Consider the following 15,733-nt stretch of genomic DNA (forward strand, 5'->3'; position numbering starts at 1 on the left):
TCCTCGCGCTGGCGACGCTCTTCCTCCTCGCGGGCGAGCCGCTCGGCCTCTTCTCGCTGGCGGCGCTCCTCTTCCTCGCGGGCGAGACGCGCGGCCTCCTCGCGCTCGCGGCGCTCCTCTTCCTCGCGGGCGAGACGTTCCGCTTCCTCGCGCCGGCGGCGTTCTTCTTCCTCACGGCGGAGACGTTCGGCCTCCTCGCGCTGGCGGCGCTCCTCTTCCTCGCGGGCTAGACGGTCCGCTTCCTCGCGCTGGCGACGCTCTTCCTCCTCGCGGGCGAGCCGCTCGGCTTCCTCGCGCTGGCGACGCTCTTCCTCCTCGCGGGCGAGCCGCTCGGCCTCTTCTCGCTGGCGGCGCTCCTCTTCCTCGCGGGCGAGACGGTCCGCTTCCTCGCGCTGGCGGCGCTCTTCTTCCTCGCGGGCGAGGCGTTCAGCCTCCTCGCGCTGGCGGCGCTCTTCTTCCTCGCGGGCGAGACGCGCGGCCTCTTCCTCGCGTTGGCGGCGTTCCTCTTCCTCGCGGGCCTTTTGTTCAGGCTCCTCGTCCGGACGCGGGATCATCCCGCCGAACATGGCCTCGGCGAGGGCCTGGGCTTCCGCCTCGCGCGCGGCGGCCTCGGCCTGGGCGTGGGCCTCTTCCTCCGCGCGGGCGTCGGCCTCCGCCTGGGCGCGCCGTTCCGCCTCGGCGCGAGCGCGAGCTTCGGCCTCGTCCCGGGCGCGGGCCTCGGCCTCCTCGCGCGCCCGGCGGTCTGCCTCCTCGCGGGCCTGCCGCTCCGCCTCGGCGCGGGCGCGTTCCTCGCGAGCCCGGGCGCGGGCCTCGTCTTCCTCGCGGATCCGGCGCTCTTCCTCCTCGCGCTCTTGCTGTTCCTTCTTCTTCTTGCCGAAGCCCCAGATCACGCGGACATCCTTTCGTCTGTGGTCGCGGTCAGGCGGTCGCCGTGGATGCCGGACAAGCGCACCCGAACCACGGAGCCCGGGGCGGCGTCAAGCCCGGGCGGCAGATCGACCGGCAGGTAGTCCTCGCTGTGGCCGAAGCCGGGCGTTTCCACCAGCACGTCGGCCAGGCCACCCACGCGCCGCGCCAGCCGAGCCGCCATGCGGCGCGCGCCGGCCGCCCGCAGCGCCGCCGCGCGGGCCTTGGCCACATCCCCCGGAACCGCCGGCATCCGTGCCGCTGGCGTGCCGGGTCGGGCCGAGTAGGGGAACACGTGCAGGTGGCTCAAGTCGGCCTCGTCGACCAACGCCAGCGTCCGCGCGGCCTGTTCCTCGGTCTCGGTGGGAAAGCCGGCGATCAGGTCCGCCCCCAGCGCCAGCCCTGGGCGCAGGTCCCGCAGCCGGGCGGCCAGATCCACGACATCGCGACGCAGGTGGCGCCGCTTCATGCGCTTCAGGATCAGGTCGTCGCCGGCCTGCACGGACAGGTGCAGGTGGGGCAGCAGGCGCGGTTCCTCGGCCACCAGACGCAACAGGTCGCCGTCCATCGCCGCCGGATCGAGCGACGACAGCCGCAGCCGGGGCAGGTCCGGCACCAGCGCGAGCAGCCGCCGCACCGTCTCGCCCAGGGTCGGGCGGCCCGGAAGGTCGGCCCCATACGACGTGATGTCCACGCCGCTCAGCACCACTTCCCGGGTGCCGGCCTCGACCAGCGTGCGCACCTGTTCGACCAGCCGGCCCAGCGGCACCGAGCGGTTGGGGCCGCGCGCGTAGGGGATGATGCAGAACGTGCAGCGGTGATCGCAGCCCTGTTGGATCTGGAGATAGGCCCGGGTCCGGCTCTCGAATCCGGCCAGCAGGTGGCCGGCGGTCTCGCGCGCCGCCATGATGTCGGTGACCAGCAGGTCGCCGGCCGCTTCACGGTAGCTTTCGGCCTTCAGCTTCTCGGTGTTGCCGAGCACCCGGTCGACCTCGGGCATGGCGGCGAACCGCGCGGGATCGAGCTGCGCCGCGCAGCCGGTGACAATCAGCCGCGCCGCCGGGTTCTCCCGCCGCAGTTTGCGGATGGCCTGGCGGGCCTGGCGTTCGGCCTCCTTGGTGACGGCGCAGGTGTTGACGATGATGGCCCCCTCCAGCCCGGCCGCGCGGGCGTGGTCGCGCATGACCTCGCTTTCGTAACCATTCAGCCGGCAGCCGAAGGTCACCACCTGGGGGCCTTGCCGGGGAGCTTGCTGGGGGGCTTGCTGGGGGCCTGGGGCGCTCATGACAGCAGGCTTTCGTCCAGGATGCCGGTGAAGGCGGTGGCCGCCGGGCCGGTCATCAGCACGTGGTCGTCCCCGGCGCGCCAGTCGATGAGCAGCGGGCCGCCGTCCAGCAGAACCCGAGTCGGCGCGCGCGGGATCAGGCCGCGCGTGACCGCCGCCACCACCACGGCGCAGGCGCCGGTGCCGCAGGCGCGGGTGATGCCGGCGCCACGCTCCCACACTCTCATGCGCAGGTACCCGTCCCGGCGGACCGTGACGACCTCGGCGTTCACGCGGTCGGGAAACAGGTCGTGATGCTCGATGATCGGGCCGATGCCGCGCAGGTCGATCGCCTCGGCGTCGGGCACGACGGCGACCACGTGGGGATTGCCGACCGACACCGCAACCGTGTCGGTGAAGGGCGGCTGGTGCAGGTCGACGTGATGCGTGTCCACCGGCCGGTTGAGGGCGAGGACGGCCGGGTCGGTGGTGGCCGGTCCCATGTCGGCGCGCACGTGGTGGCCGTCGGCGCGGTCGGCGCGCACCGGGCCGGCCAGGGTGCCGATGATGACGTGATCGACCCCGGCCTCGTCCATCAGCAGGCGGGCGACGCAACGGGTGGCGTTGCCGCAGGCCTCGACGACTCCGCCGTCGGCGTTGTGGATGGCCATGAAGGCGGCGCTGCCCGGGTGGTCGGGGCGCGGCGGCTCGATGGTGATGATCTGGTCGCAGCCGACGCCCTCGCGGCGGTCGGCGATGCGCCGCGCCTGTGCCGGCGTCAGGGCAAGCGGTCGCGTCCGGGCGTCAACGACCACGAAATCGTTGCCCAGGCCGTGCATCTTCCGGAACGGAACGCCCGTTGCTTCCATGCTGCGGGTTATAGGGCGGGGCAGGGAGGCGGGCAAGGGGCGGACACGGGCTCAGGGGCTCGGTGGCGGTGGCGCCTGGGGCGGCGCAAGGCTGCCAAGCACGGCCCGCGCGTCGTAGGCCTGCGGATTGTCCGGCGGCGGCGGGCCGTGGCGCAGGGCGATGATGGCGGTGGCGGTGTAGCGGCGGCTGGTGCGTGTTGGCACCCGGTCATGGAACGGGTCATGCCAGGGGCTGTACCACGGGCCATACCAGGGATGGTACCAGCCGAACCGGCCGAAGCTGTGGCGGCGGTGCCAGCCCCACCCATAGCCATAGGAGAAGGAGAAGCGCGGGCTTGCCGGGCGGACGGACGTGAACCGTTCGGTGTCGCTGTTGACGACGATGAAATGGTCGTATCCGCGGTGCACCGTGACCTCGGCGGCGCGCCGCAGCAGGCCCAGTTCGACCGTCTCGCGCGGGGTGTTCTTGTTGCCGGCGAAGGTCAGGCGCACGCGGTCGGGCGCGATCTCCTGGCCGCTGTAGCCATAATCGGAGTCGTTGGTGGCGGGCGTATAGGGGGTTGGGCCGCTGGCCGGGGAGGCACAGGCGGCGACGATCAGGAGGCCGACCACCGCCAGCCCCCGGCTGACGATGGCCACCCCGGCCTGCCTGGGTCCACGGCGGGACGGGCGGGGGCGGCGCCGGCAAGTCGTATGGTTCCGGATGCGGGGCATGACCGTGACCCCTCTGTCCCAATCGTCTCTACATAGGCCGACGCCCGCGTCCCGGCAATGGCGTCCTTGGGCGGCGGCGTCAGCCGGAACACACCTCATCCAATCGCGGCGGCGCCTTGGTGTCCATATACGCGACCTGGGCCAGGAACAGCTCGCCGGCGGCGATGGCGTCCATCATGGCGTTGTGCGCCTTGTAGCGCGGCAGGCCGTAGCGCTCGCGGGCCGCGTGCAGGCGCAGGCTGCCCTGGACCACCGCCTGCTGGCGCCGTTCGAGCGTGCGCTGTTCCAGGCGGAGCGTATCCACATAGGGCACGACCATCGGCTGCCCATACACGCGCTTGCAGGCGAAGCTGAGAAAGCGCCGCTCGACGGTGGCGAAATGGGCGAGAGGAACGCGGCCCCGCAGCGCGCGCAGCACCTCGGGCAGCACGGCCTCCAGCGGCGGCGCGGACTCCATGTGGTCGTCCAGCAGGCCGTGGATCACCGCCGTCTCCTCGGGGATCGGCCGCGTCGGGCGCACCAGCATGTGCCGGGCCTCGCCCAACAGCACCCCACCCGCACGGATGGGCGCGTAGCCGACGCTCAGGATCTCGTGTTGCGTCGGATCGAGGCCGGTGGTCTCCAGGTCAATGGCCAGGAACTCGACGTCGTGCCACGGCGTGTCGAGGGTGGCGTAATCGACGGCGTAGTAGTCCTTCATCGGACCCGGCTTGCCGCGCAGCCAAAACGTGCGACGGATCACGTCGAATCCCAAAAGATGCCTGAGCATGGTCGGGGCTGGCTCCGCCGCTGGGTGCTAAAGTCGTCCGGTCTGATAGGCCGTGGCCAGGGCGCCCTGCATGGTCTTGACCACGGAAAAGGCGTCTTTGAGTTGGGTGCGTTCGAAGTTGGACAGCAGTTCCGGCGAGACGTAGTTGTCCGCCTTCTTGCCCTCCCTGATGTGCAGGGCCTGGTGGCGCAGCCGCATGGTGCTGATGAAATCCCAGGCGTCGCGCAGGTCGGCGGCGCCGTCCTTTGACACGCTGCCCTTCTCGCGCGCCAGCTCCAGCCGGTCCAGGGTGTTGACGGCCTCCGCCCCGGCATCCAGCGCATAGACGCGCGCCAGATCGACGATGGGCACGATGCCCCGGTGCTTGAGGTCGAGCGTGTTGGCGTGCTCGCCGCCGCGAGTCAGAACCAGGTTGCGGAAGAAGCCCAGCGGGGGCTGGCGGCTGAGCGCGTTGGCGGCCAGGTAGGCCAGGAAGATCTTCTTGCCTTGCGTCTTCTTCAGGACAAAGGAGCGCAGGTTCTGGAACAGGGCGTGATTGCCGAAGATCGGCCGCATGTCGAAAAAGACCGAGGCGTGCATCAGGGCCTTCGGGTCCGGCTGGTCGATCCATTTCGAGAAGTACGACGTCCAGACCTTGAGCGGTTGGCGCCACTGGTCGGTCATGGCCATCACCTCGCCCGGGCAATACACATAGCCGCAGATGTTCAGGCCGTCGCAGACGGTCCGGGTGAAGGCGCGGAAGTACTCGCCGTGCTTGTCGGGATCGTACGAGTCGTCAAGCACCAGGCAATTGTCCTGGTCCGACCGCGCGGTCTGCTCGTGCCGGCCCTGGCTGCCGGCGGCGAGCCAGACGAACGGCACCGGCGGCGGCCCCAGGCGCTGCTCGGCCAGGGCCATCAGGCGCACCGTGGCGGCGTCGGACAGCGTCGAGATCATGTGGCCGATGGTGTGGGCCGAGGCGCCGGTCTCGACCAGTTGCAGGATCAACTCCGGCACCATCGCCAGCGAGTCGCGCATCCCCTCGGGCGTGTCGCGTTTGTACAACTCACCAACGAGGTAGACGGCGGACGTGTTCTGTGCCTGCACCAGGTTGGTGGTGGTGATCACGCCGGCCAGGGCGCCGTTCCGCAGCACCGGCAGGTGGCGGATGTTGTGGCGCGACATCATCAGCATGGCGTCGAACAGGTAGTCGTCGGCGGTCAGGTGCAGGGGATCCGGCGTCATGACCGACGAGACAGGCGTGTCATACGGCAGGGCCTTGGCCACCACGCGGTTGCGCAGATCACGGTCGGTGATGATGCCGATGGCCTTGTCGTCGCGGGTGACCAGCAGGCACGAGACGGCCTCTTTCGACATGCGCTCGCCGGCGGCCTGAATGGTGGCCTCCGGCTCGATGGTCACGGGGGCGCGGCGCAGCATGTCGCCCAGGTGGACGGCCATCAGGTCCAGGCGGCCATGTCCCCGGTTCGAGACGGCGCGGCCGGTGCGCAGCCGCTCGCCGCCCAGCGGTTGGAAGAAGTAGGCGAACTGTTTGTGGCGCTTGCGCAGATCGTGGAACGTCTCGGCTGGCAGCGCGTACAGAAGGCTGTCCTCAATGGCCAGGATGGTGTTCAGGGCCGGGCCGCCGCGCAGAAGGGTGATGGCGCCGACGGTTTCGCCTTCGCCGGTTCGGGCCAACAATTCGTTGGAGGGATCGCGTGTTTCCAGGGCGCCGGTTCGCACAATGTACACGTGCCCGACCGTGTCCCCGGGATTGATCAGGTGGCGGCCCTTGCGGACGTAGCGGGATTCGAGGTGGGTGGCGACGGTGTCGAGCGCCTCGGTCGGCAGCATGTCATACGGGTGATGGGCCGCGATGAAGTCGCGGATTTCGATCAGTTCCACGTCCATGGGGGTCTCTCGCCTAGCTTCCGGGGCACGGTGCATACGGTGCCGACCAGAATGCCCTTGGATGAGCCGAAAGAGAAGCGCGAGCCCCGATGGACTGGGGCTCGCGCAGTGCAGGGGACCGGGGCCGGGGACCGTGTGGTCCCCGGCGGTCGGACAGGTCTTATTCCGCGGCCGCAGTGGCGCGCGGGGTGCGGATGTCCTCGACCAGATGCTGGATGTGGTCGGGCGGTGCCGCCGTCATCTTCGAGACCAGGAAGGCGACGAGGAAGTTCAGCACCATGCCGACGGCGCCGATGCCCTCGGGCGAGATGCCGAACAGCCAGTTGTCCGGCGTGTTGGCGATCACGGGCTCAATGAACACGCCCTTGTAAAGGATGATGTAGCCCATGGTGAACACCAGCCCGGTCAACATGCCGGCGATGGCACCCTCGCGGTTCATCTTCTTCCAGAAGATGCCCATCAGGATCACCGGGAACAGCGACGACGCCGCCAGACCGAAGGCGAACGCCACAACCTGTGCCACGAAGCCTGGTGGGTTGTACCCCAGATAGCCGGCGACGAGGATCGCCACCGCGATGGCGATGCGGCCGGCCAACAGTTCGCTCTTCTCGGATATTCCTGGCGTTATTGTCCCCTTGAGCAGGTCATGCGAGATGCCTGAGGAGATCACCAGCAGCAGGCCGGCCGCCGTTGACAAGGCGGCGGCGATACCGCCAGCGGCCACCAGGGCGATGACCCAGTTGGGCAGGCGGGCGATCTCCGGGTTGGCCAGGACCATGATATCGCGGTCGACCTGGAGCTCGTTGCCCTCCCAGCCCCATTCCTCGGCCTGGGGCAGGAACCCTGGTTTCGTGCTCTTGTCGTTGTAGTACTGGATGCGGCCGTCGTTGTTTTTGTCCTCGAACGACAGCAGGCCGGTGGCTTCCCAACGCTCCATCCAGGCCGGCCGGTTCTCGTAGGCCAGGTTGCCGTCGGGGCTGCCGACCTCGCCGGTCTGCACGGTGGTGGTCAGGTTGTAGCGGGCCATGGCACCGACCGACGGCGCCACCGTGTACAGCAGGGCAATGAACAGCAGCGCGAAACCGGCCGAGGAACGGGCGTCGCGCACGCGCGGCACGGTGAAGAACCGCACGATCACGTGGGGCAGGCCTGCGGTTCCGACCATCAAGGCCAGCGTGATGGCGAACATGTCGATGATGCTCTTGCCACCGTCGGTATACTCGATGAACCCGAGATCGGTGACGATATCGTTCAAGGCGTGGAGCAGGTATTCCCCCTGGTGTGGCGAGTCCGCCGCCGTGATGACGGAGCCGAACGCGATCTGCGGGATCGGGTTGCCGGTCAGGTTGAAGGCGATGAACACCGCCGGCACCGTATAGGCGATGATCAGCACGACGTACTGCGCCACCTGCGTGTACGTGATGCCCTTCATGCCGCCGAGCACCGCGTAAACGAACACGATGCCCATGCCGACCACGAGGCCGGTGATCAGGTCAACCTCAAGGAATCGCGAGAACACGATGCCGACACCGCGCATCTGGCCCGCGACGTAGGTGAACGAAATGAAGATCAGGCAGACCACGGCCACCAGGCGCGCCGTCTTGGAGTAGTACCGGTCGCCGATGAATTCCGGCACCGTGAACTTGCCGTACTTCCGCAGGTACGGCGCCAGCAGCATGGCCAGCAGCACGTAGCCGCCGGTCCAGCCCATGAGATAGACCGAGCCACCATAGCCCAGAAAGGCGATCAGGCCGGCCATGGAAATGAACGAAGCCGCACTCATCCAGTCGGCCGCCGTGGCCATGCCGTTGGCCACCGGGTGGACACCCTTGCCGGCGACGTAGAATTCCCCCGTGCTGCTGGCCTTCGACCAGATGGCGATGCCAATGTACAGCGCGAAACTGAGACCCACGACAATGTAGGTCAGCGTCTGCAAATCCATCCCTCGATCCCCCCTGTCACTGCTCGTCGACGCCGTGCTTGCGATCCAGGGCATTCATGCGAATGGCATAGACCGCGATCAGGATCAGAAAGACGTAGATGGCACCTTGTTGCGCGAACCAGAAGCCAAGCCTGAAGCCGCCGAACTCGATAGCGTTCAAATCGTCATGAAGCAGGATTCCGAATCCGTAAGACACCACGAACCAAATGATAAGACTGACGGTAATGAGGGTGATGTTGGCCCTCCAGTACGCGTCCCCGTTGCTACCCGAATTGTTGGACATTGTTCCTACCTCCCACGTGAGTATGCTCCACGCCGTGTTGTGAACCCGCGCGTCCGCGCTGTTCAGGGTCGTGCGCACGTCTTGCCGGGGCTTGCTATTGCACCAGCGTCCCCCTGCAACGCCGGACGACAAACCACGTTCGCCGACGATTTGTGTCAGGTTTCAGTATCTGAGTCCGTCACCCGAGGTCGTCACTGAAACAATGTCCCGACAGGGAGGCAAGGGAAAACGGCGAGCCGTCGGGTATTTTAGGCAATTCTAAGATGGACGCGGAGAGCGCGGGTTTGGCTGGCGACGCGGTGGATTGGGTCCTGGACCGTGTGCACCGCATTCCGGCGGCGTCTGATTCGCGCCGGTGCTTCCAGGCGGGCGGCCGCGCACGAAAACGCCCGGCGGACGCGTGCGTGTCGTCCGCCGGGCTGGCACGGGGCAATGATCCGGACTCGGCCATGGCGCGCCGGTCCGGTTCTGGGCTAGTTCGCCAGGTAGTAGCCGATGGCGAAGGCATCGCCGTCGTGCTGCACGACGTACACCTTCTTGACCTCCTGCTGGTCGTTGGCCGGGTTCACCCAGGTATACTCGACCCAGCCGCCTTCGGGGTTGTCCTTGGCGCTCTGGACGATCATGCGCACCGGGAAATCACCGTTCACGTCCTGAATATCGACCAGAATATCGTTGTCGATCAGCACGGGGTTGTGGGCGTGCGTCTTGTAGATGTGGTCCAGGGTGCAGATGATGACATAGAGATCGCCGTCGACGAACTCGCCGTCGAGGTCGTTGAAGTCCGCCATCGCTTGCTCGCGGCCCACGGCGTCGTAGTGGGCGATGGCTTTTTCCATCATGGCCACGACGTCGGCCTCGGTGGCCCGGTCATAGGCGGAGGCGGGGGCGGCGGCAAGGGTGGCGCCGAACAGGATCACACCAGCGAGGGCGGCGACACGGGCGAACAGGGTCGATACAGCGTGGGTCATGGCTCTTTTCCCTCCTCAATCAGGGACAGACGTTGGGACGGGTTGGCTTCTCCGGTCGGTGGGGCGTCGCGGCCCCTCCGGCCCCAACGGCCACGCGGCGCGGTCCCGGTGCGCCTGTGGCCGGACTCCGATGCCACGGATCGCGCGGCCGGTCAGGCGCTGCGCATCCGGGCGATCAACTCCGAGACGGTGGCGTTCAGGCGGTCGAACTCCGCAACGAGGTGGCTGGCGGTCTCCTCGACCTTTTGCGAGGCTTCGCCGGTCTTCCCGGCCGCCACCTTGACGTCGTCGATATCGCGACTGACCTCGCGCGTGCCGTTGGCGGCCTGTTCGCCGCTGGAACTGATCTCTTCCGTGGCCGCGACCTGGTCCTGGACGGCGCCGACGATGCCCTGCAGGTAGTCGCTGATCTGGGCGATGATCTGGCTGATGGACTGGATCTCGGCGACGGCCTGACTGGTGACGGACTTGATGTTGTCGATTTCGGCGCCGATCTCGTCCGTGGCGCGGGCCGTCTGGCCGGCCAGGGACTTCACTTCCGAGGCGACGACGGCGAACCCCTTGCCGGCGTCGCCAGCGCGGGCCGCCTCGATGGTGGCATTGAGCGCGAGCAAGTTGGTCTGTGAGGCGATGGTGTTGATCAGGGCCACGACGTCGCCGATTTTCTCGCTGGCGGCGGACAAACCCTGCACCGTCTGGTCGGTCTTCCTGGCCTGGTCCACCGCTTTCTGGGCCACGTCGGCGCTGTCCTCGACGCGCTGATTGATGGCCTGATTCGCGGTCGCCAGGCGGTCGGCCGCTTCGGAGACCGCTTCCACGCTGTGGGAGGCCTCGAGGGAACTGGCCGCCACGGTGGTCGATTTCTGGTTGGTCTCGTCCGCCGTCTGAGCCATGGCCTCGGCGATCTCGCGCATCCCCAGGGCGGCCTTGCGGACCTCGGTGACGATGGACTGCACGTCCCGCTCCAGGGTGTCGGCCATGGAGAGCGTTTGCTGCCGCCGCTCCGCTTCCGACTTCTGGCGCGTTTCCTCCTGCTCGCGCGCCAGCTGGTCGACCTTTTCGGCGTTCTCCTTGAAGGTCACCAACGCCGTCGCCATGCCGCCCACTTCGTCCTTGCGGCCCAGGGCCGGGATGTCGATGGACCGGTTGCCGCCGGCCAGTTCGGTCATCGCCTGCGTCATGCCGCGAATCGGCCGGGCCACCAGGCTGATGACCCACAGCGTGATCAGCCCCATGAGCGCCAGGCCGCCGATGGCGATGCCGGCGACCCAGGCGAGGCTGGCGTCGATACGAGCGATGGTCGCGTTGCCGCTGTCGACGGTCTGGGCCTTGATCGCGGCTTCGCGCTGGTCGAGGATCTCCTTGATCTTCTGGTAGTCGGCCTCGGCGGTGAACATGAGGGAGACGGCGGAGCTCAGAACCACCTTGAGCATCTGGCGGAGATTGCCCTGGTAGTTGATATAATGGTCGAGCAACGCGCGAAGCTCATCCAGTTCTTCTTGGACCTCCGGGTTTCCTTCAAAGACAGCCCGGCCACGCTCGAAAGATGCGAGTGTTTTCTCGATGTCCGTATCAATTCGCGCCTCTGCAGCGTCTTTTTCATCTTGAGCAACATTGGCTGCGGCAAGTGAAATCAGTTCGTAGAGATGAAGGTGTGTTTCTGTAATATCCTCTTTAATCTCGGAGATCCAATTCAGCTCCTTAATGTTCTGGTTCACGAGCTGACTTGTGTTGCTCTTGACCTGCAGCAAGTTCGTTGCCGATATGCCGATCGTTCCCGCCAGAATGGCCAGCGCCAAGCCGGCGATCATGCCGATTTTCCAAACCACCGAAAGATTGTTGATGGCCCTCAGCATAACTTGCCCCCTCGTTAAGAAGTCTCTCTTTAGATGCGCGTGGGTTGCGCAAGGATCGCGGGATTGTTCGCTTTCGGTGATATTTTAGGCAATCACCTTAATGGCCGCATGGGAAAGTAAGCATAATTATTCAGTGCTGTGAAGCCAACCAAAAGTCAGAGAGTCATCCTGACGACGTCACATAATCGGTACTTTGCGGCGGTTTTCTTTAAAATTAGTGAATCCCGGGCGTTTGCACGTTAAGGTGATTTTTGGTCGCCCCGATTCTCGCCGATAGCTCGCACTTGTTGCGGAAAGCCGCACGGAGTGCTATTGAATTCAGCAGGGACCGCTGTAAATCGTGTGGAGAGACGGGGGCGCGGTGGCGGGGTGGCGTGCCGGGGCACGCGCCCAGTGTCCGCTGACAGCGGACGGCAACGGCCGGTCTCAAGCGTCGAACGGGGCGACCGTATGGGCGTGGTTCATCGGTCCGTGCCCCTGGCCCAGGCCGGGCGCCGTTTCCATGGCACGCCGGACATAGGCGCGGGCGCGGGCAATCGCCTTATCCATGGGATGTCCCTGGGCCAGACCGCACGCGATAGCCGAAGCCAGCGTGCACCCGGTGCCGTGGGTGGCGGTGGAGTCGATCCGGGGCGCGTCGAAGCGATGCACCGACTGCGGGGTGACCAGCAGGTCAGTGACGGTGTCGCCGGGCAGGTGGCCACCCTTCATCAACACGGCGTGGGGGCCCAGTGCCAGCAGTTCACGGCCGGCGGCCTCCATCTCGTCAACAGAGGCGATCCGCCGGCCGCTCAGCACCTCGGCCTCGGGCACGTTGGGGGTCAATAGTGTGGCCAGGGGCACCAGCGCGGTGCGCAGGGCCGCTTCGGCCGAGGGGTCGAGCAAGGGATGACCGCCCTTGGCCACCATCACCGGGTCGACGACCAAGGGAATGTCTTGTCCGGACCGTGCCAGGGTGTCGGCGACGGCCTCGATCACCTCTGGCGTGCCCATCATGCCGGTCTTCAGGGCATCGGCGCCGATGTCATCCAGGACCAGGGTGATCTGTCGGACGATGAAGTCGACGGGGACCGGATACACCCCAAACACGCCCAGCGTGTTCTGGGCGGTCAGGGCCGTGATCGCCGTCGCCGCGTATCCACCCAGCGCGGTCACGGCCTTGATGTCCGCTTGAATCCCGGCACCGCCGCCGGAATCGGATCCGGCGACGATCAGCACACGCCCGGTCATGTCAGTTCCCCGCCCTGTTGGTCCGACGCGCCGGCAGCACTGCCCGAACGCGCCCGGACCCGCAAGGGAAAACCGCGCCCGCGAGCGCCGGCGCGGCGGCCGTGATCAGGCGGCGCCGTCCGGCGCGCCCGTGGCCTGCTGGCGGGCGATTTCCTCGTGCACCGCCGCCATGTCGACGCCCTTGCCCTGGCTGACGACGCTGTCCAGGTCGCTTTCCTGCAGGGCGCCGGCCTGATTGAACAGCACCACGCGGTCGCGCAGGATGGCCACCGTCGGGATCGACCGCACGCCGAAGCTCTGGGCCAGTTCCATTTCCGCCTCGACGTCGACCTTGGCGAAGGTCACGTCGGGGTGGTCGTCGCTGACCTTCTCGAATGTGGGGCCGAAGCTCTTGCACGGCTCGCACCAGTCGGCCCAGAAGTCCAGAACGACCATGTTGTCGGGGCGGATGACGTCTTCCAGATTGTCCTTGGTCAAGGTGACGGTCGTCACGAGACCCTCCCTATTCTGTGGTGAGATGGGGGCTTGCGGATCGCTTTACCCAGCGGCTCATGAGTCCGATTGGCGAGGTCGTTGGTCGGCTCCAGCCCCGAACGGGGCATCCCTGTCCAGGTCCTTTGCGGACGGCATGTCTGGGGTGGGCCATAAGCAGGGGAGCGCTGGGGGTCAAGGACGCGTATCACGGCCGGCGCCATGGTGCGCCAACCAGTGCCTTTCCTCGAACCTGAAGACTCAGACCCGATGATGCAACCCCCCGCGGGGAAAAACACGGCACGAAGCCTCACGCGGGCCGCGCCGACGAAAATCACTTTTTCGTGCCGGCCGTCGGTTTCATAGTGGACGGACGGCCCCCACAGTCGCGGGGGGATCATCCGGGTCCCGGGGAGGATGCACCATGCCTGGCATCAAGACCATCCTGGCCATCGCGGGCAGTGCCGACAGCGCCACGCCGGCGATGGAGACCGCATTCCTGGTTGGGCAGGGGCTCGGTGCCCACGTCACCGTTCTGCACGTCCGGCCCGACCCGGCCAGCGCCGTGCCCTACGTGGGCGAGGCGATGGCCGGCGCCCTGGTCGAGGAGATGATGGCCGCCGCCGAGCGGGACGGCCAGGCACGCGCGGAGGCGATGCGGGCGGCGTTCGATGCCGTCGTGCAGGCGCGGGGCGTGTCGCTCCGCGACGGGCCGCCGCCCCTCGATGCGGTGACGGGCGAGTGGATGCTGCGTGACGGCGGCGAGGCCGAGGAAGTGGCGGCGCAGGGGCGGGTCACTGACCTGATCGTGACCGGTCGGCCGCGGGCGGACAGCGACCTGCCGTCCATGGTCACCCTGAACGCGGCGCTGATGGAGACCGGCAGGCCGGTGCTGGTGGCGCCACCGGAAACACCGTCCAGCATCGGCGGGACCGTGGCCATCGCCTGGAACGGATCGCCCGAGGCCGCGCGGGCGGTGCAGGGCGCCATGCCCTTCCTTGAGCGGGCCAAGACGGTGGCCATTCTGGCCGGGGCCGAAGCCGGCGCGGCCAGCGGGGCCGGCGATCTGGCGCGCCACCTCGCCTGGCACGGGGTGGCGGCCCAGATCTACGACGTGCGCGGCCACCATGGCGACGAGGTCGGCAAGACCCTGTTGACCCAGTGCGACCAGCGGGCCGCCGACCTGCTCGTGATGGGCGCGTATACGCACAGCCGCCTGCGCCAGCTCATCTTGGGGGGTGTGACGCGGTATATCCTCGATCATGCGACCATTCCGGTTCTGCTGTCGCATTAAAGGGTGAGGATCGGGACAAGCAAAGGAGTCGGGGGCCGATGACCGACGACGTGGCGCCGCAACGGGCCGGTGCCGGCGGGGCGCTGGAGGCGATCCGTCAGGCCATGGACTTGCTCGAGTCCGCCGAGAGCTGGCCCAAGTTCAGGGATGCGCTGGAGGCGGCGGGGCTGACCCGGCGGCTGGGCGGCGATGGGATGCAGCGCCTGGCGGAGGTGTGGCGAAGTCGGGTGGCGCGGCGCCTGGATGACGCCGCCCTGACGGCGGAGATGCGGTTCTGGTCCGAGGGCGGCGACCTGCCGGACCATCCGGAGGGATTCCGCGCACCGTTGCCGGCCGATCTGGCCGCCGAGGCGGCGGGGCGAGGGTGGCTTGTCATTGCCCTGGCCAGCGGCGGCTGGGTGGTGACTCCCCGTGTCGGTCGTCCGATTACTCTTCCCGCACGTCGATGACGACCGGCGTGCCGTCATCGGAAACCGGCACGTCACCGCCGCCCCGGCGGCGGTGGTCGGGTCCGAAATAGGTGTTTGAGCGAATGAACGCGACCGGTTCGGTCAGGGTGCGCTTGATGGCCTTCAACAGGTCGCGGGCGCTGATCGGCTTGCCGACGACGGCGTTCACGCCCGCGTTCAGGGCCAACTGCACGTCCGTCGGATTCAGGTGGCCGGAGACCATGATGATGGGAACCAGGGTGTTGGCGCTGTGCGGCGAGCGGCGGATCATGCGCGTCAGGGTGAGGCCGTCGGTGGGCCCCATCACGTAATCAAGCAAGATCAGGTCGATTTGGTCCTCGGCCCAGAACCGGTCCAGCGCATCCTCGGCGGAGACGGCCTCGACGATGTGTGTGACACCGGCGGCCGACAGCACCGTCCGCACCACCTTCCGGAAGAAGGCGTTATCGTCGATCACCAGCACCCTGAGGCGGCTCCAGTCTAGCGTGGACATGCTCTGCCTCGTTGGTCCCGCCCGTATCGGCGCCGGACGGGGTGTGGTCGCCGCAAACCACGGCCATGACCACCCGGTCCAATATACCGACACGCCGGACTGATTGTCCGGCGGCGACAAGCTCGGGACTTTAGAAATTGCACGATCAAGTTTCGCGCAATCGGACGAGCCGGTCAACACGAACCAAACGGTGCGGGCACACGGTACCGTCCCATTCGGTCCCCAGCGACCGTGGCGTTCGGATGGGCGGTCGCGAGCACATCCGCCAAAAAAGAGTCGTGCCGGGTTGACGGATCACGACGGGCTTGGCCTGTTGCCTCTCCACGCGTGTC

General features: G+C 67.4%; 15 protein-coding genes. 2 read left to right on the top strand and 13 right to left on the bottom strand.

What is annotated here, in order from left to right:
• The 12 genes from Q0309_RS07290 to Q0309_RS07345 form a co-directional block, all read right to left on the bottom strand.
• Positions 1–890 (bottom strand): hypothetical protein (locus tag Q0309_RS07290; RefSeq protein ID WP_299439018.1); only part of this gene is annotated, 890 nt, incomplete at its 3' end.
• Positions 887–2,191 carry a tRNA (N(6)-L-threonylcarbamoyladenosine(37)-C(2))-methylthiotransferase MtaB gene (gene mtaB, locus Q0309_RS07295; protein ID WP_299439020.1) on the bottom strand — a complete coding sequence of 435 codons (1,305 nt, stop codon included), beginning with the start codon at positions 2,189–2,191 and terminating at the stop codon, positions 887–889. The genes Q0309_RS07290 and mtaB, both read right to left, overlap by 4 nt.
• Positions 2,188–3,039, bottom strand: coding sequence for a diaminopimelate epimerase (gene dapF, locus Q0309_RS07300; RefSeq protein WP_299439022.1), 852 nt, complete (start codon positions 3,037–3,039; stop codon positions 2,188–2,190). The genes mtaB and dapF overlap by 4 nt, the downstream gene beginning before the upstream one ends.
• A 51-nt stretch (positions 3,040–3,090) precedes the next feature.
• The gene (locus Q0309_RS07305) at positions 3,091–3,678 is read right to left on the bottom strand and encodes a hypothetical protein (RefSeq protein WP_299439023.1); all 588 of its coding nucleotides are present in this window, start codon (positions 3,676–3,678) and stop codon (positions 3,091–3,093) included.
• Between the two features lie 154 nt (positions 3,679–3,832).
• On the bottom strand, positions 3,833–4,522 hold the full coding sequence (locus Q0309_RS07310) for an exonuclease domain-containing protein (RefSeq protein WP_299439025.1): 690 nt from the start codon (positions 4,520–4,522) through the stop codon (positions 3,833–3,835).
• A gap of 27 nt (positions 4,523–4,549) precedes the next feature.
• Positions 4,550–6,412 carry a putative nucleotidyltransferase substrate binding domain-containing protein gene (locus tag Q0309_RS07315; RefSeq protein ID WP_299439027.1) on the bottom strand — a complete coding sequence of 621 codons (1,863 nt, stop codon included), beginning with the start codon at positions 6,410–6,412 and terminating at the stop codon, positions 4,550–4,552.
• Between the two features lie 160 nt (positions 6,413–6,572).
• The gene (locus tag Q0309_RS07320) at positions 6,573–8,354 is read right to left on the bottom strand and encodes a sodium:solute symporter family protein (RefSeq protein ID WP_299439029.1); all 1,782 of its coding nucleotides are present in this window, start codon (positions 8,352–8,354) and stop codon (positions 6,573–6,575) included.
• Between the two features lie 16 nt (positions 8,355–8,370).
• Positions 8,371–8,637: a DUF4212 domain-containing protein gene (locus Q0309_RS07325; protein ID WP_299439031.1), complete on the bottom strand. Its 267-nt coding sequence runs from the start codon at positions 8,635–8,637 to the stop codon at positions 8,371–8,373.
• Positions 8,638–9,110: 473 nt separating this feature from the next.
• Entirely contained in the window at positions 9,111–9,608 is a 498-nt protein-coding gene (locus Q0309_RS07330) for a cache domain-containing protein (protein ID WP_299439033.1), read from the bottom strand.
• A 152-nt stretch (positions 9,609–9,760) separates the two neighbouring features.
• The gene (locus Q0309_RS07335; RefSeq protein ID WP_299439035.1) at positions 9,761–11,464 is read right to left on the bottom strand and encodes a methyl-accepting chemotaxis protein; all 1,704 of its coding nucleotides are present in this window, start codon (positions 11,462–11,464) and stop codon (positions 9,761–9,763) included.
• Positions 11,465–11,890: 426 nt separating this feature from the next.
• A complete protein-coding gene (gene thiD, locus Q0309_RS07340; RefSeq protein WP_299439037.1) occupies positions 11,891–12,694 on the bottom strand; it encodes a bifunctional hydroxymethylpyrimidine kinase/phosphomethylpyrimidine kinase in 804 nt (267 codons plus the stop codon).
• Positions 12,695–12,799: 105 nt separating this feature from the next.
• Complete coding sequence (locus tag Q0309_RS07345) at positions 12,800–13,186, bottom strand: thioredoxin family protein (protein ID WP_299439039.1); 387 nt, start codon at positions 13,184–13,186, stop codon at positions 12,800–12,802.
• Between the two features lie 403 nt (positions 13,187–13,589).
• Between Q0309_RS07345 and Q0309_RS07350 the strand changes: the two genes are divergently transcribed.
• Both Q0309_RS07350 and Q0309_RS07355 read left to right on the top strand, forming a co-directional pair.
• Positions 13,590–14,459, top strand: a complete 870-nt coding sequence (locus Q0309_RS07350; protein ID WP_299439042.1) for a universal stress protein — start codon at positions 13,590–13,592, stop codon at positions 14,457–14,459.
• A gap of 38 nt (positions 14,460–14,497) precedes the next feature.
• The gene (locus Q0309_RS07355; protein WP_299439044.1) at positions 14,498–14,908 is read left to right on the top strand and encodes a hypothetical protein; all 411 of its coding nucleotides are present in this window, start codon (positions 14,498–14,500) and stop codon (positions 14,906–14,908) included.
• Here Q0309_RS07355 and Q0309_RS07360 read toward each other — a convergent pair.
• Positions 14,886–15,401 carry a response regulator gene (locus tag Q0309_RS07360; protein ID WP_299439046.1) on the bottom strand — a complete coding sequence of 172 codons (516 nt, stop codon included), beginning with the start codon at positions 15,399–15,401 and terminating at the stop codon, positions 14,886–14,888. The two genes, Q0309_RS07355 and Q0309_RS07360, sit on opposite strands and share 23 nt — an antisense overlap.
• Between the last annotated feature and the right edge of the window lie 332 nt (positions 15,402–15,733).

Source organism: uncultured Rhodospira sp. (genome assembly GCF_937138205.1).
Classification (GTDB): domain Bacteria; phylum Pseudomonadota; class Alphaproteobacteria; order Rhodospirillales; family Rhodospirillaceae; genus Rhodospira.

Coding starts and splice junctions, on each gene's coding strand:
- Q0309_RS07360 (WP_299439046.1), bottom strand. CDS start 15,401: ATGTCCACGCTAGACTGGAGCCGCCTCAGGGTGCTGGTGATCGACGAT.
- dapF (WP_299439022.1), bottom strand. CDS start 3,039: ATGGAAGCAACGGGCGTTCCGTTCCGGAAGATGCACGGCCTGGGCAAC.
- Q0309_RS07355 (WP_299439044.1), top strand. CDS start 14,498: ATGACCGACGACGTGGCGCCGCAACGGGCCGGTGCCGGCGGGGCGCTG.
- Q0309_RS07330 (WP_299439033.1), bottom strand. CDS start 9,608: ATGACCCACGCTGTATCGACCCTGTTCGCCCGTGTCGCCGCCCTCGCT.
- Q0309_RS07310 (WP_299439025.1), bottom strand. CDS start 4,522: ATGCTCAGGCATCTTTTGGGATTCGACGTGATCCGTCGCACGTTTTGG.
- Q0309_RS07315 (WP_299439027.1), bottom strand. CDS start 6,412: ATGGACGTGGAACTGATCGAAATCCGCGACTTCATCGCGGCCCATCAC.
- Q0309_RS07320 (WP_299439029.1), bottom strand. CDS start 8,354: ATGGATTTGCAGACGCTGACCTACATTGTCGTGGGTCTCAGTTTCGCG.
- Q0309_RS07335 (WP_299439035.1), bottom strand. CDS start 11,464: ATGCTGAGGGCCATCAACAATCTTTCGGTGGTTTGGAAAATCGGCATG.
- Q0309_RS07325 (WP_299439031.1), bottom strand. CDS start 8,637: ATGTCCAACAATTCGGGTAGCAACGGGGACGCGTACTGGAGGGCCAAC.
- mtaB (WP_299439020.1), bottom strand. CDS start 2,191: ATGAGCGCCCCAGGCCCCCAGCAAGCCCCCCAGCAAGCTCCCCGGCAA.
- thiD (WP_299439037.1), bottom strand. CDS start 12,694: ATGACCGGGCGTGTGCTGATCGTCGCCGGATCCGATTCCGGCGGCGGT.
- Q0309_RS07350 (WP_299439042.1), top strand. CDS start 13,590: ATGCCTGGCATCAAGACCATCCTGGCCATCGCGGGCAGTGCCGACAGC.